Below are 18,343 nucleotides of genomic sequence, written 5' to 3'. Positions count from 1 at the left end.
TCGCTCGAAGCCCGCGCTACGGGTCGCACGGGGCTGCAGAGCCGCCCGTCGTCAAACACGGGTTATTGGAGACTCAGGAGAACAATCAATGAGCTGGACACGGGAACAGAGAAACGTCACGATCGCCGCCTATCTGGGCTGGACTCTCGACGCATTCGATTTCTTTCTAATGGTGTTCGTATTGAAAGATATCGCGGCGGAATTCAATACAAAAATCCCGACGGTTGCCTTCGGCATTATGCTGACCCTGATAATGCGTCCAGTCGGCGCATTGATTTTCGGCTGGCTCGCTGACAAGTACGGTCGCCGTCCGACGCTGATGGTCAACATCGCGTGCTTCTCCCTGCTGGAATTGCTGTCCGGCTTCTCGCCTAACCTGACCACCCTGCTCGTGCTGCGCGCCTTGTTCGGTATCGCGATGGGCGGCGAATGGGGCGTGGGTGGCGCACTGACGATGGAAACCGTGCCGCCCAAGTCGCGCGGCATCGTCTCGGGTCTGCTGCAGGCCGGCTATCCGAGCGGCTACCTGCTCGCTTCCGTCGTGTTCGGCGTCTTCTATCAATACATCGGCTGGCGCGGCATGTTCTTCGTCGGCGTGCTGCCGGCGTTGCTCGTGCTGTACGTGCGAGCACACGTGCCGGAGTCGCCGGCCTTCAAGACGCTCGAGAAGAAAGTGCGCCCGGGTCTCGTCGCCACGTTGAAGCAGAACATCGGCCTGTCGCTCTATGCGATCGTGCTGATGACCGCGTTCAACTTCTTCTCGCACGGTTCACAGGATCTGTATCCGACCTTCCTGCGCGTGCAGCATGGATTCGACGCGCACACGGTGTCGTGGATCACGATCACGCTGAACATCGGCGCGATTTGCGGCGGCCTGTTCTTTGGCTGGTTCTCGGAGAAGATCGGCCGCAAGCGCGCAATCTTCATCGCCGCCCTGATCGCGTTGCCGGTGTTGCCGCTGTGGGCCTTCTCCACCACGCCTGTGCTGCTCGCAGCCGGCGCGTTCCTGATGCAGATCTCCGTACAAGGCGCATGGGGCGTGATTCCAGTGCACCTGAACGAAATCTCGCCCGATGAAATTCGCGCGACGTTCCCCGGTCTCGTGTACCAGCTCGGCAATCTGATCGCGTCGGTGAACGGCCCGCTGCAGGCGAGCGCCGCCGAAGCGCACGGCAACAACTACGCGCTGATCATGGCCATTGTGATCGGTATCGTGGCGGTGGTGATCGCCGCGCTGATTCCGTTCAGCCGCGAACGCCGCGGCATCGACATGACACAATCGGCGAAAGAGGTCGCGGCGAGCACCTAGGGAAGCCGCCTCGCGGCACAGCTTTAAGCGTTCGAACTAAACAGCTATTTCGCCGGCGCGTTATCGGGCACAATAGCGACAAAGACGGCTCGAACCGTCATAAAGCAGCATAAGCAGCACTGCAGGCGCCGGGTAAACGCAAAGCGGGATCACGCGAACCCGGCGCCAGAAAACAAACGCAAGGCCAAACACAGGTAGCAAGCAATACGAGGCCGTTCCGATTTCGATCGGAACGGCCTTTTTTATTTCCGCGCGGTTTGACGGGCCCGCGCACATTGGAAAAACGGACCTTCGTCAGGTCTTCTAGAGGAGTTAGTCCACACCGAGCCCTTGATCGCAGTCCCGATCCTTCTTTATCCTGAAAAAAACGGCTGTTTCAAATAGTCATTTGAATCGCTTGTTTGCGGGCCGGATGCCCGGCAACTGGGAGACGCAAAATGGCAGTTCGCACAACAGGCCGGCATGCCGGCGACACGAAGTCCCGCATCCTCGACGCCGCCGAAACACTTTTCATCGAATGCGGCTATGAGGCCATGTCCCTGCGCCAGATTACTTCGCGGGCCGAAGTGAATCTCGCGGCAGTCAACTACCACTTCGGCAGTAAGGAATCGCTGATTCACTCGATGCTGTCGCGCCGGCTCGACCGGCTCAACCAGGAGCGGCTCAAGCTGCTCGATCGCTTCGACCAGATGCTCGGCGCGCGTCTGACCTGCGAGCACGTGCTTGGCGCCATGTTCATTCCGGCGCTGCGGCTGTCGCGCGATCCGCGCGTCGGTGGCAAGGCGTTTCTGCGTTTGCTGGGGCGCGCCTACACGGATCCATCGTCGTTCATTCGCGACTTTCTGAATGCGCACTACGAATCCGTGGCGATACGCTTTTTCGATGCGTTCCAGCGTGCGCTGCCGCATCTGCCGCGTGAAGAACTCGGCTGGCGTCTGCACTTCGCGATCGGCGCGCTGTCCGGGGTGCTGGCCGGCACCGATACCGACAGCCTGATCTCGGAGTTCTCGCAGGGCAAGTCGATGAACGACCTGCAACTGATCGCACGTCTTGCTTCGCTCATGGTCGCCGCGTTGAAAGCGCCTCTGCCCGACGGCTCGCAACTGGCCACGTTCGCAGCCGTGCTGGGCGACGCCACGGAAGGAGGCGCCGAAGGTCTGACGGAAGGCGCGAATCCTGCTGCAGGTACGCAGCAGGCGTCGTGCGGGTTTGAATCGTCGGCACCAGCAGTCTCGGACGGTGAGCATCGCGGTGGCAGCGTGGAGGCGAGTTCGTTCCAGCCCGCGTTGCACGGCACGGCTTGAACCGAACGACGCGGGCGGCGCCGCGATGGGCCGTCCGCGTGCAAAAACATGAATGAATACCGCATATCCGAGCAGCACGTCTAAGTCCCGCACCTAAACAACGTCACGCTGTCGAATTGAAAAAACGACACGAAAAACGCAGCAGGGGCGCAACGCAAAAGCGTCCTGAGCACGCGACGTAGCAGCAACATCGCCAGTAGAAGATCAATAGAACGCGAGCCGTCCGCGACCCGTGGATGCGTCCGCACGCACCATCGAAACAGGAGGAAACGTCATGCCGTGGTTCATCCTAGTGTTAGTCATTGCCGCTCTCGCGCTCGTCTACATTCAGGCGCGCGCCTCATGGTGGCTTGCCTTCATGATCGTCTGGGTGGCTGCCGCGCATGTCAGCGGAGCAGCGGGGCCGGTGGCGACAACCTTGCTCGCGATCGTCTTCGTCCTCCCCGCCCTCGTCCTTACGATCAAACCGCTGCGCCGTACGTGGCTCACGAAACCCGTGCTCGACATTTTCCGCAAGATCCTGCCGGAGATGTCGCCGACCGAGCGTGACGCCATCGAAGCCGGCACCGTCTGGTGGGACGCCCAACTGTTCTCCGGACGCCCGCATTGGGACACGCTGCTCGGCTACGGGCCAGCCACGCTCTCCGCCGAAGAACAAGCGTTTCTCGATGTCGAATGCGAGCAACTCTGCGATCTCGCGAACGACTGGGAAACCAGCATGGTGTGGCAGGACCTGTCGCCGGAAACCTGGCAGTACATCAAGGAGCGCGGCTTCCTGGGCATGATCATTCCGAAGCAGTACGGCGGCAAGCAGTTCTCCGCTTACGCGCATTCGCAGGTCATCATGAAGCTCTCCACGCGCTGCTCGGCCGCCGCCGTTTCGGTGATGGTGCCGAACTCGCTCGGCCCGGCCGAGTTGCTGATGCACTACGGCACCGAAGAGCAGAAGAACCACTATCTGCCGCGCCTCGCTCGCGGCGACGATATCCCCTGCTTCGCGTTGACGAGCCCTTACGCGGGTTCCGATGCCGCGGCGATTCCCGATGTCGGCATCGTCTGCAAGGGTACGTTTGAAGGCCGCGAAACGCTGGGATTTCGCGTCACTTGGGACAAGCGCTACATCACGCTCGGACCGATCGCGACCGTGCTAGGCCTCGCCTTCCGCGCCCTCGATCCGGACCATCTGCTCGGCTCGGAGGAAGAGCCCGGCATTACCTGCGCGCTGATTCCGACCGACCATCCGGGCGTCAACATCGGCCGCCGTCACTGGCCGCTTAATGCCGTGTTCCAGAACGGTCCGAACTCGGGCAAGGACGTCTTCATTCCGCTCGACTGGGTGATCGGCGGCCGCGCGCAAGTCGGCAACGGCTGGCGCATGCTGATGGAGTGTCTCGCCGCGGGCCGCGCGATATCGCTGCCGTCGTCGAATGTGGGCATGGCGAAGATCGCCGTGCGCGGCACCGGCGCCTATGCCGCGATTCGTCGCCAGTTCCGCACGCCCGTCGGCAAGTTCGAGGGCGTGCAGGAAGCGCTCGGCCGCATGGGCGGCAATCTCTACGTGATGGACGCCGCGCGCCGCCTGTCGGCGCATGCAGTGGACCTCGGCGAAAAACCCTCGGTGATTTCGGCGATTGCGAAGTATCACATCACCGAACGCGCCCGCATGGTCATCAACGACGGCATGGACGTCGCCGCCGGCAAGGGCATCTGCATGGGACCGTCGAACTTCCTCGCGCGCGCCTATCAGCAGGTGCCGATCGCGATCACCGTGGAAGGCGCGAACATTCTCACCCGTTGCCTGATCATCTTCGGCCAGGGAGCGATTCGCTGTCATCCGTATGTGCTGAAGGAAATGGAAGCCACGCGTGAAACGGATCGCAGCAAGGCGCTGCGCGATTTCGATGCGGCCTTCTTCGGCCACGTGAGCTTCACGCTCTCTAACGTGGTGCGCAGTTTCGTTTATGGCGTCACGGGCGGCGCCTTCATCACCAAACCGCGCACGGCGTACGCCCCGCTGCTGTCGTACTATCGTGCAGCCACTCGCATCTCCACTGCATTCGCGTTGCTCGCTGATGTCTCCATGTTCGTGCTCGGCGGCGACCTGAAACGGCGCGAACGCATCTCCGGGCGCCTCGGCGATGTGCTTTCGCAGCTCTACCTGATCTCCGCAACGCTCAAGCGTTTCGAAGACGAAGGCCGTCAGGAAGAAGACCTGCCGCTGGTGCGCTGGGGCGTCGAAGATTCGCTGTACAAGGCACAGCATGCGCTCGACGGCGTACTCGCGAACTACCCGAACCGCCTCGCCGCGGGTCTCGTGCGCGTGCTGGCATTTCCGTTCGGACTGCCGCATCGCGAGCCGTCCGATCGCCTCGGCACCGAGATCGCGGAACTGATGCAAACGCCGGGCGCGGCACGCGACCGCCTCGTGTCCGACTCGTACGTGCCGCATCCGGATGTCGACGCGCTCGGCTACGGCGAGCTCGTATTCGAGCTGAACCCGCGCTTCACGGAGATCGACCAGAAACTGCGCGACGCGGTCAAACAAGGCCTGCTCGAACCGATGCCGCAGAGCCTGCCGCAACTGGCCGCGTGGACCGAGACGGCGCAACAGAAAGGCCTGATCGACGCCGACGATCGCCGCGTGCTCGAGGACTATGCACGGTATGGCGCGCAAGTCGTGAAGGTCGACGACTTCCCGGCCGACTTCGACATGCTCGCCAATTTGCAAAAGCGCAAGGACGCGCTCGAAAAAGCGCTGGAGCTCGCGGCCTGAGCACCTTGAAAAAAACATCCAGGCGGGGCACCCCCAGATGCCCCAAACTGGGTGCACACTGACACACGTTTGAAGTCCGCGATGGGACTTCCTTCGGAGCGTGGCCAGCGGAGCAACAAATAATATGAACGACTCTTACCTGAACTTCGTCAATTCGCCATTTGGCGCACGCCTCGCGCGCTCCTTAGGCTTACCGAAGCCCGAGGTGCTGCGCCGCTATCGTGCCGACCGTCCCGAGTTCGACGGACTGATCGCGATCGGCGCGGGCCGCGAACCGCATCTGCTCGACGCGCTCGCGAATCTCGTGGCGAACGTCGGCATGACCAGCGTGGCGCATGAAAGCGCGGGACTATGGGTGCCGCTCGCGAATCGCCATGGTCTGATGACGGGCCGTTTCGAACCGGCGGAGTCCGGTTCGCACGGCAAGCTCACCGCCCTGCTGTTCGATGCGAGCGGCATCGAAGACAGCAGCCAGCTCGAACCGCTGCACGGATTTTTCCACGATACGTTGCGCTCGCTCGGCAGGTGCGGCCGCATCATCGTGCTGGGACGACCGCCGGAAACCTGTGCGAGCCCACGCCAATGGACCGCGCAGCGCGCGCTCGAAGGCCTCACACGTTCGCTCGGCAAGGAAGCGCGGCGCGGCATTACCGCGAATCTGGTCTACGTGGAGCAAGGCGCCGAGAACGGCATCGAAGCGACGTTGCGCTTCTTTCTATCGCCACGTTCCGCGTATGTGTCGGGCCAGGTCGTGCGCATCAGCGTGCGCGCCGGCGCCGATGCCTTGCCGGCATTCGACTGGAATCAGCCGCTCGCGGGCCGGCGTGCCGTCGTGACCGGTGCGGCGCGCGGCATCGGCGCATCGATTGCGAGCGTGCTCGCCGCGGAAGGCGCACACGTGATCGGCATCGACATTCCGTCGGCGCGCGAGGCACTCGACTCGACCATGCGCCAGTTGAACGGCACCGCCCTCGCCTTCGACATCGCCGCGCCCGAAGCGCCCGCGCAGATCGCCGCGGCGCTCGACGAACAGGGCGTGGACATCGTCGTGCACAACGCGGGCATCACGAAAGACAAAACCATCGCGAAGATGACCGACGCCGCCTGGCAAAGCGTAATCGACACCAACCTGTCCGCGCAGGAGCGAATCGATGACGCCCTGCTCGCGGCAGGCATTCTGCGCGACGGTGGCCGCATCATCGGCGTGTCGTCAATTAGCGGCATTGCCGGCAATCTCGGCCAGACCAATTACGCCGCGTCGAAAGCCGGCGTGATCGGCCGCGTGCAAAGCATGGCGCCGCATCTGCGCGCACGCGGCATCACGATCAACGCGGTGGCGCCCGGCTTTATCGAAACGCAGATGACCGCGAAGATTCCGTTGACCATCCGCGAAGCCGGCCGCCGGATGAACTCGATGAGCCAGGGCGGCCAGCCGGTGGATGTCGCGCAGACCATCGCCTGGCTCGCGCATCCGGGATCGGCGGGCGTAAGCGGCCAGATCGTGCGCGTGTGCGGACAAAGCCTGATTGGAGCATGAGCATGGGTGAACCGGGTGATCCGTTCCGGGGTGGTCACGCAGCGGGCGCGGCCCGTCCGAAGACCGTCGTCATCGAGCAATTGCCCGCGCCGGCGAAGCTGTATGGCCGTGCGTTGTCCGGCATCGTCAAACGCGGCCGCGACACGCAACTGCCAGCGTTGCGCCTCGTACGTCCCGCGGTCGCCCTCGACCCCGGACCGATCTGGCGTTATTCGCGGGTCTGCGGCTTCATCCCCGAGCACGGCGTGCCGCTCACGTATCCGCATCTGCTGGCCTTCCCGCTGCATCTGCTGATGCTCACCGACCCGGCGTTTCCCTGGCCGGCGCTCGGCCTCGTGCATCTGGCGAACCATGTGCGGCTGCGCCGTCCGCTCACTTATAAGGACATGTTGCGCGTCGAGGTGGAATTCGGCGCGCTGCTGCGTCATGACAAGGGTCAGGCGTTCGTGCTGCATACCCGCATGTACCGCCGCGGCGAAGCGGTATGGGACGGCGACAGCGTCTATCTGAAACGCGGCGTGCCCGCGAGCGGCAGTCCGCTCGATCCGCTGGAGCTCGGACCCGATGCGTTGGAACGCATCTCGCGCTGGCAACTGCCGCCGCAACTGGGCCGCGACTATGCACGTGTGTCCGGCGATTACAACCCGATTCACCTCAGCGCGCTATCCGCGAAGGCATTCGGCTTCCCGCGTGCAATTGCACACGGCATGTGGACGTTGGCGCGCGCCGCCGCCGCGCTGCAACCGCCGAAACCGCTCGCCGAGGCTACGTTGAGTGCCGAATTCAAATTGCCGATGCTGCTGCCGGGCGAGGCGTCGTTGTGGAGCGCATCGCCCTCGCTGATCGAGCGCGACATCGAAGTACGCGACATTGCCGGAGAAAAACCGCATTTGCGCGGCCGCATGCAGTGGAAGTTGCTATGACACACGCACAGGTACGCGCAGGTTTTCGTCACAGTACGGGACTCGCCATTCGTCTCATTCGCACCGTTCAATAACCAGGGAACGACCCAAAGGAGCCAAGCATGTCCAACCCGCTGCCCGCCGTGCGCCGCGTCGCCATCATCGGCGGCAACCGGATTCCGTTTGCCCGCTCGAACACCGCTTACGCGACCGCGTCGAACCAGGACATGCTGACCTTCACGCTGCAAGGCCTGATCGACCGTTACAACCTGCACGGTGAACGTCTTGGCGAAGTGGCGGCCGGCGCCGTCATCAAGCATTCGCGCGACTTCAACCTGACGCGTGAATCCGTGCTGTCCACCACGCTCGCCAAGGAAACGCCCGCCTACGACGTGCAGCAAGCCTGCGGCACCGGGCTGGAAGCGGCGATTCTCGTCGCCAACAAGATCGCGCTCGGGCAGATCGAAGTGGGCATCGCGGGCGGCGTCGATACGACCTCCGACGCACCGATCGGCGTCAACGAGCGCATGCGCAAGATCCTGCTCGAAGCGAATCGCGGCAAGAGCACCGGCCAACGTGTCGGTGCGCTCGCCAAACTGCGGCCGGGCATGTTCTTCAAACCGCTTTTGCCGCGCAACGGCGAGCCGCGCACAGGGCTTTCGATGGGCGAACATTGCGAGCTGATGGCCAAGCGCTGGAACATCTCGCGCGAAGCGCAGGACGTGCTCGCTTACGAGAGTCATCGCAAGCTCACCGATGCGTACGCGCGCGGCTTCGTCAACGATCTGATGACACCGTATCGCGGCCTTGCGCGCGACAACAATCTGCGTTCCGACCTGACGCTCGAGAAACTCTCCGGTCTGAAGCCGGTATTCGATCGCGACGCGGGCACGCTGACCGCCGGCAATTCGACACCGCTAACAGACGGCGCTTCCGCCGTGCTGCTCGCAAGCGAAGACTGGGCAGCCAAACATGGCCTGCCGGTGATGGCGTATTTGAGCTGGTCCGAAACCGCCGCCGTCGACTTTTTCGACAAGAAGGAAGGCCTGCTGATGGCGCCCGCCTACGCCGTGCCGCGCATGCTGGCGCGCGCCGGACTCACCTTGCAGGACTTCGATCTATACGAAATTCACGAAGCCTTCGCGGCGCAAGTGTTGTGCACGCTCGCGGCGTGGCAGGATGACGAGTATTGCCGCACGCAACTCGGTCTGCCCGGGCCGCTCGGCGCGATCGATCGGACAAAATTGAATGTGAATGGCAGCTCGCTCGCCACCGGCCATCCGTTTGCCGCCACGGGCGGCCGCATCGTCGCCGGACTCGCAAAGATGCTCGCGCAACTCGACAAGCCGGCCGGCACCGCGCGCGGACTGATTTCGATCTGCGCGGCGGGCGGCCAGGGCGTGGTGGCGATTCTGGAACGCTGAGCGTCGCGCGTGTTTCAACGAATACCTTATTTCGAAGGCTGCAGCAATGACCGCTTTGATTGCCGCCTTGATGACTTCAATGACTGGCTGCAAGACCAGCATACAAACCGATGAAGCGATTGCTTCAGGAGACGACCGATGACCCAGCCCACGCAAGTCCCGCTCTCGCCCGCCGCCGGATCCACACCGTTCGCGAATGCAGCGGACCCGGCGCCCAGTCAGGCAGCGAATCGCGCGCCCAACACCGACGGCATCTGGTACGCGTCCTATCCTGCAGACGTCCCGCATGAGATCGACGTCAACCAGTACGAATCGGTCGTGCAGTTCTTCGACGAATGCATCGCGAAGTTTCGCGAGCGCGTTGCGTACGTGAGCGTCGGCGCGAACATGACGTACGGCGAACTCGGCCGCAAGGCGGCCGCGTTTGCCGCGTATTTGCAAAGCATCGGTGTGAAGCCCGGCGAGCGCGTCGCGATCATGCTGCCGAATACGTTCCAGTATCCGGTCTCGCTGTTCGGCGTGCTCAAGGCGGGCGGCGTGGTGGTCAACGTAAATCCGCTCTACACGGTGCGTGAACTCGCGCATCAGTTGAAGGACAGCGGCGCGCAAACCATCATCGTGTTCGAGAACTTCGCGAAGACCGTCGAAGACGCGCTGCCCGGCACCAAAATACAGAACGTTATCGTGACGGGTCTCGGCGATCTGCTCGCCGACGGCCTGAATCTGAAGGGACGTCTGCTCAATTTCATGCTGCGCCATGTGAAGAAGATGGTGCCGGAATACAAGCTGCCGAAAGCGGTGCCGCTGCTCGACGCGCTCTCGATCGGTTACACGCGGCCGCTGACGCCCGTGCGTCCCACGCACAACGACATCGCCTTCCTGCAATACACCGGCGGCACCACGGGTGTGGCCAAAGGCGCGATGCTCACGCACAGGAACATCATCGCCAACCTGCTGCAGGCGAAGGTCTGGTCCGAGGGGCAGTTGAGCGGCGACATCGAAACGGTGCTCACGCCATTGCCGCTCTATCACATCTATTCGTTGACGGTGAACGCGCTGATCTTCATGGGCCTCGGCGGACGCAACATCCTGATCGCCAATCCGCGCGACATGAAGCGCGTGATGATGATCATCCGTCACGAGAAATTTACCGGCATCACCGCGGTGAACACGCTCTACAACGCGTTCCTCGACAACGAAGAATTCTGCAAGCGCGACTTCTCGAACCTGAAACTCGCGATGGCCGGCGGCATGGCCACGCAGAAGTCGGTCGCCGATCGTTTCAAGGCAGTCACCGGCAAACCGATCATCGAAGGCTATGGGCTGACCGAGTGCTCGCCGATCGTGTCGATGAATCCGGTAGACCTGACCAATCTTCGCGACTTCGAAGGCTCGATCGGTTTGCCCGCGCCGTCCACGCAAGTACGTTTCAGGAAAGACGACGGGTCGTGGGCAAACATCGGTGAAGCCGGCGAACTGTGCGTGAAGGGCCCGCAGGTAATGAAAGGCTACTGGAATCGTCCGGAAGAAACCGCCAAGGCGATCGATGGCGACGGCTGGCTCGCTACCGGCGACATCGGCGTGATGGATTCGCGCGGCTTCATCCGCCTGATCGACCGGAAGAAAGACATGATCCTGGTGTCGGGCTTCAACGTCTATCCGAACGAAATCGAAGACGTGATCGCGATGCTTCCGGACGTGCGCGAAGTCGCCGCAATCGGCGTGCCCGATGAGGCGCAAGGCGAGCGCGTGAAGGTATTCATCGTCAAACGCAACCCGTCGCTGACCGCGGACCAGGTGATCGCCCACTGCCGCAAGAACCTGACAGGGTATAAGGTGCCGAAGCTCGTCGAATTCCGGGACGAGCTGCCGCAAACCAATGTCGGCAAGATTCTGCGCCGCGCGCTGCGCGACGAGGAACTCGCGAAGCAAAAACCTGCCTGACAGGCAAGGCGCCTGGCACCATGCCTTGCGCCATCCTTTCGGAGAGATTCATGAAGCACAGCATGTCCGCACGCTCACGCCGCTCGCCGGCCTTCATGCGCCTCGCACGTTTTTCGTCGGAGACCGCCATGTTGGGCGCGTCTCTCGCCGCTTCATGGCGTGCGGGTTCGTCACGCGGACTTCTGATCGGCGCGCTGGTGGCCAGCGTCGCCGCTCTGGCAACGCCAGCGGCGTTCGCGCAGAACGACGACACGCCGCCCGCGCTCGACACCGCTAACGCCGTCAAGGCGCCCACCACGCCCTCCTCGCAGGTCGGCAAGCTCACGCTCGATCAGCAAGTCAAGTGGCTGCGCGCTGCGCAACAGAGCGGCGCCATGGAAAAACTCGACGACGCGCAACTGGTCGCCCTGTTCCAGTCGCTCGATCCGCTTGCGTTACCGCGCTACATCAAGGAAGGGCCAAACGGTTTTCCGTCATATGAGTTAACCATGTCGCGCTCGGAACGCATTCACGGCCAGTGGCCCGACAAGCCCGATCACATGCTGGTGCGTATCGCCCACGATCCGCTGCGAATCTACGCAAAGTGGCTGCCCGACGGCGCGCACGCCGGCCAGGAAATCATCTACGACGAGTCCAAACGCACCGACGAAATGTATGGTCACCTCGGCGGCATCATGAACGTGATGCCGCTGTGGACCTCGCTGACCGGTGCGCTCGCCCGTGCGCAATCGAACCACCAGGTGCGCGATCTCGGCACCGAGTACATTGCTGGCCAGTACCTCTCCGAAGGCAAGAAATACATCGAGGCCGGCTTGCCGCGCTCGACTCAGGTGGAAGTGAAAACGATCGACGGCGTGCGCGTGGTCGCCTTCACCTTCGAAACGCCGAACGGCCAGCCGCAGTTCTATGCGAAGAAAGAAACGCTCGGGCTGGATCTGCGGCATCCGTATTTCCGCACCGTCGAGTCTTATGACAACGACGGCAAGATCTTCGAGAAGATCGTCTTCGAAAGCATCACGCCGAAAACGTTCGACGACTCCACCTTCGATCCAAAGAACAAGGCTTATAAGTTCTAGGGTGCTAGCGGATAAGGCGCGGCGTCAGCGCGAAAGCGACATGCGCGACGGGCCCCGCGCCCTGCTCGTAGCTGTGCTCGACCAGTTGGCCCACGCGGGTGGCAAGCTCCCTGAGCACGAAGTAATCGGATACGCGTGTGAGGCCGATCAGCGACGCTGGCGATTGCCCGGACGTCTGCCCGAATCGCAGTGCAAGTGTCGTGTACCAGAGCGCGCCGATGTCGTCACCGGCTTCGAAGACGGGCAGCTTCATGTGTGCCACGTAGGCGGCGAATGCGGGGCCGCCGGCGAGCGTGGAATCGATCACGGCAAACGTATCGTGGCGAGCGGCTGCGTCAGCGAGCCACGGCCACACGCCCCCTGCCGCGGTCGAGAGCCATGCACCGGTCATCATGAAAGCGCGTCGGTCCATTTCCTGTTCACCTCACTCACTGACTCACTCGCCTCACGTATAACCCCGCCGGTCGCGCCATGCCGCCGGCCAGATCCCCTGCTTGCCCGGCGCGAGAATGCCGTTCGGGTCGAGTGCGTCCTTGATCGTTTCCGAGAGCCGCAGCAACGCGCCGTCGTTGAAACTGTACTGCGCCGCCGCGAAATCCATATACGCGAGATGCGCGCGATATTCGCCGTAACCCGCCGCGCGCGCATCGCTCATCAGCGACCGCAATAGAGCACCGGCCTGCTCGACCTGATTCGCGTCGTCGCGGTCGAAGATCGCCGCGAAGATGTGATGCAGATGACGCACGCCCGCTGTAAAACCGCCGTAGTAATCGAAGCCATATTCCGCCGCGCGCGTCTTGACCATCGTATATTGGCGCAGCGCGTCGCGGCCGGTCGCTGGGCACACCGGTGCGAAGTCCACATGCGCGCCCGCGCCGCCGCGCCAGTCGAGCATGCGAAACGCGCTCATCGCGGGGATGCCGGCCAGGTTGCGGTCGCCGCCCGCGGTGGGTTGCGCATCGCCCTTATAACGGACCGCTGACAGTTTCGCCTGTGGCACGCGGGCGAACGCGCGCTGCACGATCGCATAACGCGCGTCGATCACTTCAGGCGTGCCGTATAGCGCGAAATGCAGATTCCAGCGGCCCACGTTCAGCTTGTCGAGCATGGCGGCCACCGCGCTTTCGGGCATCGCGCCTTTACCTTCATACCACTGTTGCCGGGCCGACAGTCCCGCGGCCCGGCGCAAACCGCCTTCGATCACCGCGTTGTTGCGGATCGTTTCATCGAGCCGCAATGGCCGCAAAATATCGACGATCGTTTCGAGGTCCTCTTCGTGCCGGAACTGGATTTCGCCGAGCAGATATGCGGGCGGCGCGGGCATTAGCCAGACACCGAGCTTGGTGACGATGCCGTAGTTCGATTGCATGAACATCGCATCGAAGGAAGGTCCAAAGCCCGGTTGATACAGTTGCCACGCGGTGCCGATTTCGATTCCGCCCATCCCGGTTCGCAACACGTCGCCGTTGGCGAGCACCACTTCCATGCCGCACTGCGTCGCCGCGTGATCGCCGTACGCGGTATAGCCGAAGCCGCGCTCGAGCGTATTGCCGACCACGCTGCCCCAACCCGCAGCAGGCGGATCGACCCAGAGCTTGTAGCCCTTTTCGCGCAGATGCGCATAGAGATCGAAGTAGCTGACGCCCGGTTCGACCAACGCGTAGGCGAGCGTCTCGTTCACTTCGATGATGCGATTCATCCGCTGCAGATCGAGCACGACTGAACCCGCCAGTCGCGGTGCGGCGCCACCGTATGCGAAGTTGCGTCCGGTCGAGACTGTCCACAACGGAATGCGAAATTGATTGGCAATCCGCAACACTGCGCGAATCTCGTCGACCGATGCGGGAAACAGCGCGGCCGACGCGGAAAACGCTTCGCGCTCGCCGGGCGCGAACGGATCGAGGTAGGAGGCGAGCCCGGCGGCCGAGGTCACCACGTACGACTCGCCGACGATCGCGCGCCAGCCGGCGAGCGCGCGATCGAACCCGGCGGCGGAAACTTTCGGCGGCAAGCTACGCGTCAAGGCATCTCCTTTGCGGCGATACGTGTGTGCGGCGGCAAGCTAGCGGTGCATCCCGCCACCGCCGTGCGACATGCCATGCGACATGCCGCCCCACATGTGTGCCGACCCGCCGCCGTGCCAGCCACGCCCACCCATTCCGTACGATCCGTGCACATAATGCACGTGATCCATGTGATGAAAATGATGAAAACGGTCGACGAAGATGACCGATACGCCACCAAACAACACCGGCGGCCCCCAGTACCACGGATCGTAGTAATACGCCGGCGCCGGCGCCATAGCCTGTGCGGCGGCATCGTCTTCGACGATCTGCCAGCTGCCGTCAGGCTGCTGGCACGCGCGGCCGCTGACCTGCTGCATGACGCCGTCGATTTCCGCCTGGCCCACCACAAAACGGCAGGTCGACGTGTCAGTCGACGGCGCATTCGCATTCGCATCCGATTGCGCTTCGACCGGCGCCGCGTAAACGGCGCACAGGCACAGACACGCTACGCCGAAACGCAGCCGCGTGCCGAACTGATGAGAAGTAAGCATGATTTCGCTGCCTCGACGCGCCGGCGTTGCGACTCGCAAAAAGCGTGTCGACACCGTAAAGACCCCGTCGGTTTGCCTCGCACGAGACCCTGCCGTACCAGCGTGCTTGCAAGGAGGAACAGCATGATCCTGCATCGAGTAAACGTTGCGCCGCGCGACGCTATTCCGACTGCGCGCGCGAACGCACGGCGTTTCTGTTACCGCGTGTTGCAGGGGAATCCAATGGGGGTGCTCGCCGTGCGCTCAGTGCTACTGCCAGGCCTCCGGCTTGCCGCCTAGCGCGCTGCATACTTCGATGGCAATCGAGCGCAACTTGTCTTCCGAAATCGGCCCGGATAACGCGTAGCCCATGCGGTCGCTGACCCAGTAGAAGGTCCGGCGGTTACCGTCGCGGAACAGGCGGAACGCGGTTTCGTCGCGAGCAATTCCGGTGATGTACAACGTGAGGCGCGCGCCGCTGGTATTTTCGTACATGAACTGCGCGGCCGGTCCTGCTTCGCCGGGCAACAGACGCCCACCCACCAGCGAATAACCGTACTCCTGCAACGACGGCACCGAGAGCGGCCGGTTCAGGCGTTTGGACAGCCAGTTGATCAGATGCTCTTCCTCGTTCGCGGCGACTTCTACGGGATGACGCCGCTCGGGCGTGTACACCGCGTAGGCGATATCGGCGCGTTCGGCAAAGCTCGGCGGCTGGCCGCCCAGACCGTTCCACGCGCCGCCCGTCAGACGCGGGGCGAGCGGCCCCAAGGCGAGCGCAATTCCCGCGCCGGCTGCGAGCCAGCACGCCGCGAGACCGACGCGCTGCCACCACGGCGTCGGCCGCCGCACCACGATGAAGGCCGGCTCGTCGTCCGCGTCGCTCTGTCCGGCGCTTGGTCCGACGCGCTCGCTGCGTTCGCTGCGCTGCGGCGCACCACACAGCGCCTGCAGCGCCGCTTTTTGCGCGCGCCACGCCGCGACTCTGGCGGCAGCCTGCGGCTGCTGCGCCAGTTGCGCCTCGATCGCGGCGCGCTCCCCAGCCGGCAATTCTCCGTCGACAAACGCCGACAGCGCCCGCAGATCGGGCTCCTCAGGCAAGCTGGAATCGTGGTCGTTATTCATCACGGATTTCTCACTACTTTCAGCGGCGGGACTTTTCGCGCCAACCCCACAGCGCCCCCTTCAAGCGGCCCCTCCGTCATCAGCACGCGCATGTGTTCCCGCGCGCGCGACAGCCGCGACATCACCGTGCCGATCGGCACGCCGAGCGCTTTCGACGTTTCCTGATAAGACAGTTCCTCCACGCAAACGAGCAGCAGCACTTCTCGCTGCTCGACCGGCAGGCAATACAGCGCCCGCTGCAGATCACGCAACACCAGACCGTCGACCTCGCCATGCGGCGCTTCGAGATTGCGCCACGGCGCGCTTTCGTCGTCAACGGCAATTTCGCGGCGGCCGCGCAACTGATCGATGTAAAGATGCCGCAGAATCGTCAGGAGCCACGCACGCAGGTTGCTGTTCGGACGGAACGCCGACCAGCGCGCGAGCGCGCGCTCCGCCGTATCCTGCACGAGGTCGTCGGCCCAGGCGCGGTCTCCCGTCAGTGCGCGCGCGTAGCGGCGCAACTGCGGGAGCCACGAAATCACTTCCGCTTCGAAACTCACCCGGCGTGGCAATGCTCAGTAGCCGCCGCCACTACTACTGTTACCGCTGGCGCCCGAAGCGCTGCCGTCAGTGGTGCAGCCGCTCGTTGCGAGCGAGCCGAGCGCGAGCGCCAGCAGCACGAAGGTGGCGGAAAGAATGCGGGATACTTTCATGGTCAGTCTCCTGATGAGCGCCCGGCCGGCGCCTGCGAACCGGGGATCCGATCGGCCACGTGCGAAATGCAACGCTGCCATGTCTGACTTAACGTGGGCAGGCTGTGTTTTATTCCATGTGTAGCACCGGCACGAGCTATCTTTTTCCGCCGCCCCGTTCGGGCGCGCCGAACGGGGCCGATGAAGGCGCTATTCGTCGGCAGATTCGTAACTCAACGTTACAGCTAATAGTTATCAGATGCTTATGTCCGCGCAAGCCGTTATAGTGGACGCAGTTCGCCCGCCGACGCGTTCTGCCCCCACACAGGGTAGAATCGCGGCGAACAACCGTCTTTCTAACCTGAATTGTCCATGGCTTCCGCAGAATCGCATCCGCAAAACGACTTCATGAACGCTGCGCGCAAAGAACGAAAGCGCGTCGAGATCTATCTTGTCAACGGCATTCGCCTGACGGGGTGCATCGAGTCGTTCGATCAGTATCTGGTGATGCTGCGCACGCCTGTCGGCCTGCAAGGCATCTACAAGCGCGCGATCTCGACGATCCAGCTCGACACCGGCACGCGTCCGGCGCCGCGCGCCGGTGGGCGGCCTTCGCACGGCGAGCACACCACGCGTGGCCCGCACGGTTCGCGTGAACCGCGCGATCACCGTGAGCCGCGGGAACCGCGCGAATCATATGGCGCGCCGTCTTCGGATCGCCCTGCGTCCGACCGTAGCAGCAGCACGTCCGACGGTCCGGTGGTCGTAACACGCCGCCGGCGTCTGTTCGGCACGGGCGGCGGCGACGGTGGCAACCATGGTGGCGGCAATCATGGTGGTAATGGTGGCACCGGCGGTGGCACCAGCGGCGGCAACGAATAAAGCGCCGTTTTGGCGGCCGGCTACTCCGACGGATAGCCGAGCCGCTGCAAGATTTTCTCTAGCCGCATCACCTGCAATTCCGTCAGCTCGAATCCGCATTTGACCGCCAGCACGCGGCGGCGCCAGTACACGGCGTCCAGCATGCGTAGCGCCGGTTGCCGTGTTGCCCAATCCAGATGTTCCAGTTCGGCTTCCACCACGTGTGACGCGTTGAAGCGCTGCGCGCGCGCCGGTTTTTTTCGGTCCATGTCGTTCGCTGCCTAGTTGTTCGCTGCTTCTGTTTGCTCCCCTCCCGAGCTTGAACGTTGCCCGTTCACGGTATGCCGTGGTTTTTTTGCCGGGCTGTTTGGCCGGCGGGTGCTTTTGTTGTCAGGCGACATTCGGAGAACGACTTGATGCGGGTTGGTTTTAAGTTTTGTTTTTTGCCTGGTGGTTTCTGGTTTCTGTTTTTTTTGGGGTTTGAAGGAAATGCTTACGGTGAGAGGTTGTTCGGCTGATGCTCGGCCGGGGTTGCTTTGCGCTATGCTGGGTTGTTGAGTCTCTTCTCGTGGAGTACGTCATGACCAAGTCGAAGCAGCATGCAACTCATCCGAAGGAAGCGGTGCGGCCGCCCGCTCAGTCCGCCGATAGTCGGCTCGATGAGGCTCTCGAAGAAAGTTTTCCTGCTAGTGATCCGATTGCAGTTGATATGAGTGAGCCGCGGCACCCGGCTGTGGATGAAGTGCCTTCGGCGGGGAAGAAACGGCACTAGGTTTTGGGTTTTTCCTTCGCGGGGCGCGTGTTTTGGTGGGGCGCCTGGGGTTTTGGCCTTTCCTTGTTTTGTTAGTGGTCTATTAGCGTTGCCCCTGTGCGGGGCG

General features: G+C 63.0%; 17 protein-coding genes. 10 read left to right on the top strand and 7 right to left on the bottom strand.

Annotation, left to right across the window (positions count from 1 at the left end):
* The first annotated feature begins 88 nt into the window (after nucleotides 1-88).
* The 8 genes from M0D66_RS26120 to M0D66_RS26085 all read left to right on the top strand — a co-directional run bounded on the left by M0D66_RS26120 (nucleotide 89) and on the right by M0D66_RS26085 (nucleotide 12,269).
* Nucleotides 89-1,309, top strand: a complete 1,221-nt coding sequence (locus tag M0D66_RS26120) for an MFS transporter (RefSeq protein ID WP_093632500.1) — start codon at nucleotides 89-91, stop codon at nucleotides 1,307-1,309.
* A 437-nt stretch (nucleotides 1,310-1,746) separates the two neighbouring features.
* On the top strand, nucleotides 1,747-2,613 hold the full coding sequence (locus M0D66_RS26115; protein ID WP_200652852.1) for a TetR/AcrR family transcriptional regulator: 867 nt from the start codon (nucleotides 1,747-1,749) through the stop codon (nucleotides 2,611-2,613).
* Between the two features lie 274 nt (nucleotides 2,614-2,887).
* Entirely contained in the window at nucleotides 2,888-5,386 is a 2,499-nt protein-coding gene (locus tag M0D66_RS26110; RefSeq protein ID WP_266211958.1) for an acyl-CoA dehydrogenase, read from the top strand.
* A 124-nt stretch (nucleotides 5,387-5,510) separates the two neighbouring features.
* Entirely contained in the window at nucleotides 5,511-6,923 is a 1,413-nt protein-coding gene (locus tag M0D66_RS26105; RefSeq protein WP_266211957.1) for a 3-oxoacyl-ACP reductase, read from the top strand.
* A 2-nt stretch (nucleotides 6,924-6,925) separates the two neighbouring features.
* Complete coding sequence (locus M0D66_RS26100; RefSeq protein ID WP_200652850.1) at nucleotides 6,926-7,846, top strand: MaoC/PaaZ C-terminal domain-containing protein; 921 nt, start codon at nucleotides 6,926-6,928, stop codon at nucleotides 7,844-7,846.
* Between the two features lie 101 nt (nucleotides 7,847-7,947).
* A complete protein-coding gene (locus M0D66_RS26095; protein WP_266211956.1) occupies nucleotides 7,948-9,249 on the top strand; it encodes an acetyl-CoA C-acetyltransferase in 1,302 nt (433 codons plus the stop codon).
* 138 nt (nucleotides 9,250-9,387) lie between these two features.
* On the top strand, nucleotides 9,388-11,193 hold the full coding sequence (locus M0D66_RS26090) for an AMP-binding protein (RefSeq protein ID WP_266211955.1): 1,806 nt from the start codon (nucleotides 9,388-9,390) through the stop codon (nucleotides 11,191-11,193).
* Nucleotides 11,194-11,321: 128 nt separating this feature from the next.
* Nucleotides 11,322-12,269 carry a DUF1571 domain-containing protein gene (locus M0D66_RS26085; RefSeq protein WP_266212072.1) on the top strand — a complete coding sequence of 316 codons (948 nt, stop codon included), beginning with the start codon at nucleotides 11,322-11,324 and terminating at the stop codon, nucleotides 12,267-12,269.
* Between the two features lie 4 nt (nucleotides 12,270-12,273).
* Here M0D66_RS26085 and M0D66_RS26080 read toward each other — a convergent pair whose 3' ends face one another.
* The 6 genes from M0D66_RS26080 to M0D66_RS26055 all read right to left on the bottom strand — a co-directional run bounded on the left by M0D66_RS26080 (nucleotide 12,274) and on the right by M0D66_RS26055 (nucleotide 16,625).
* Nucleotides 12,274-12,681: a hypothetical protein gene (locus tag M0D66_RS26080; RefSeq protein WP_093632493.1), complete on the bottom strand. Its 408-nt coding sequence runs from the start codon at nucleotides 12,679-12,681 to the stop codon at nucleotides 12,274-12,276.
* A 33-nt stretch (nucleotides 12,682-12,714) separates the two neighbouring features.
* The gene (locus M0D66_RS26075) at nucleotides 12,715-14,292 is read right to left on the bottom strand and encodes an FAD-binding oxidoreductase (protein WP_266211954.1); all 1,578 of its coding nucleotides are present in this window, start codon (nucleotides 14,290-14,292) and stop codon (nucleotides 12,715-12,717) included.
* A gap of 39 nt (nucleotides 14,293-14,331) precedes the next feature.
* Complete coding sequence (locus M0D66_RS26070; RefSeq protein WP_200652846.1) at nucleotides 14,332-14,826, bottom strand: hypothetical protein; 495 nt, start codon at nucleotides 14,824-14,826, stop codon at nucleotides 14,332-14,334.
* 249 nt (nucleotides 14,827-15,075) lie between these two features.
* Nucleotides 15,076-15,930, bottom strand: coding sequence for an anti-sigma factor (locus tag M0D66_RS26065; RefSeq protein ID WP_266211953.1), 855 nt, complete (start codon nucleotides 15,928-15,930; stop codon nucleotides 15,076-15,078).
* Nucleotides 15,930-16,472 carry an RNA polymerase sigma factor gene (locus M0D66_RS26060; protein ID WP_054034633.1) on the bottom strand — a complete coding sequence of 181 codons (543 nt, stop codon included), beginning with the start codon at nucleotides 16,470-16,472 and terminating at the stop codon, nucleotides 15,930-15,932. The genes M0D66_RS26065 and M0D66_RS26060 overlap by 1 nt, the downstream gene beginning before the upstream one ends.
* A 15-nt stretch (nucleotides 16,473-16,487) precedes the next feature.
* The gene (locus M0D66_RS26055; RefSeq protein WP_200621312.1) at nucleotides 16,488-16,625 is read right to left on the bottom strand and encodes a hypothetical protein; all 138 of its coding nucleotides are present in this window, start codon (nucleotides 16,623-16,625) and stop codon (nucleotides 16,488-16,490) included.
* 351 nt (nucleotides 16,626-16,976) lie between these two features.
* Between M0D66_RS26055 and hfq the strand changes: the two genes are divergently transcribed.
* Nucleotides 16,977-17,486 (top strand): RNA chaperone Hfq, encoded by a 510-nt coding sequence (gene hfq / locus M0D66_RS26050; RefSeq protein WP_093632488.1) that lies wholly within the window; start codon nucleotides 16,977-16,979, stop codon nucleotides 17,484-17,486.
* 20 nt (nucleotides 17,487-17,506) lie between these two features.
* Here hfq and M0D66_RS26045 read toward each other — a convergent pair whose 3' ends face one another.
* Nucleotides 17,507-17,734, bottom strand: a complete 228-nt coding sequence (locus M0D66_RS26045) for a hypothetical protein (RefSeq protein WP_093632487.1) — start codon at nucleotides 17,732-17,734, stop codon at nucleotides 17,507-17,509.
* A 311-nt stretch (nucleotides 17,735-18,045) separates the two neighbouring features.
* Between M0D66_RS26045 and M0D66_RS26040 the strand changes: the two genes are divergently transcribed.
* Nucleotides 18,046-18,237: a hypothetical protein gene (locus M0D66_RS26040; protein ID WP_200621313.1), complete on the top strand. Its 192-nt coding sequence runs from the start codon at nucleotides 18,046-18,048 to the stop codon at nucleotides 18,235-18,237.
* The last annotated feature ends 106 nt before the right edge of the window (nucleotides 18,238-18,343 follow it).

Source organism: Paraburkholderia sp. SECH2 (assembly GCF_030464795.1).
GTDB classification, from domain to species: Bacteria; Pseudomonadota; Gammaproteobacteria; order Burkholderiales; family Burkholderiaceae; genus Paraburkholderia; species Paraburkholderia aspalathi.
This window is presented reverse-complemented; position numbering and strand designations above follow the sequence as displayed.

Coding starts and splice junctions, on each gene's coding strand:
- M0D66_RS26120 (WP_093632500.1), top strand. CDS start 89: ATGAGCTGGACACGGGAACAGAGAAACGTCACGATCGCCGCCTATCTG.
- M0D66_RS26115 (WP_200652852.1), top strand. CDS start 1,747: ATGGCAGTTCGCACAACAGGCCGGCATGCCGGCGACACGAAGTCCCGC.
- M0D66_RS26110 (WP_266211958.1), top strand. CDS start 2,888: ATGCCGTGGTTCATCCTAGTGTTAGTCATTGCCGCTCTCGCGCTCGTC.
- M0D66_RS26105 (WP_266211957.1), top strand. CDS start 5,511: ATGAACGACTCTTACCTGAACTTCGTCAATTCGCCATTTGGCGCACGC.
- M0D66_RS26100 (WP_200652850.1), top strand. CDS start 6,926: ATGGGTGAACCGGGTGATCCGTTCCGGGGTGGTCACGCAGCGGGCGCG.
- M0D66_RS26095 (WP_266211956.1), top strand. CDS start 7,948: ATGTCCAACCCGCTGCCCGCCGTGCGCCGCGTCGCCATCATCGGCGGC.
- M0D66_RS26090 (WP_266211955.1), top strand. CDS start 9,388: ATGACCCAGCCCACGCAAGTCCCGCTCTCGCCCGCCGCCGGATCCACA.
- M0D66_RS26085 (WP_266212072.1), top strand. CDS start 11,322: ATGTTGGGCGCGTCTCTCGCCGCTTCATGGCGTGCGGGTTCGTCACGC.
- M0D66_RS26080 (WP_093632493.1), bottom strand. CDS start 12,681: ATGGACCGACGCGCTTTCATGATGACCGGTGCATGGCTCTCGACCGCG.
- M0D66_RS26070 (WP_200652846.1), bottom strand. CDS start 14,826: ATGCTTACTTCTCATCAGTTCGGCACGCGGCTGCGTTTCGGCGTAGCG.
- M0D66_RS26065 (WP_266211953.1), bottom strand. CDS start 15,930: ATGAATAACGACCACGATTCCAGCTTGCCTGAGGAGCCCGATCTGCGG.
- M0D66_RS26055 (WP_200621312.1), bottom strand. CDS start 16,625: ATGAAAGTATCCCGCATTCTTTCCGCCACCTTCGTGCTGCTGGCGCTC.
- hfq (WP_093632488.1), top strand. CDS start 16,977: ATGGCTTCCGCAGAATCGCATCCGCAAAACGACTTCATGAACGCTGCG.
- M0D66_RS26045 (WP_093632487.1), bottom strand. CDS start 17,734: ATGGACCGAAAAAAACCGGCGCGCGCGCAGCGCTTCAACGCGTCACAC.
- M0D66_RS26040 (WP_200621313.1), top strand. CDS start 18,046: ATGACCAAGTCGAAGCAGCATGCAACTCATCCGAAGGAAGCGGTGCGG.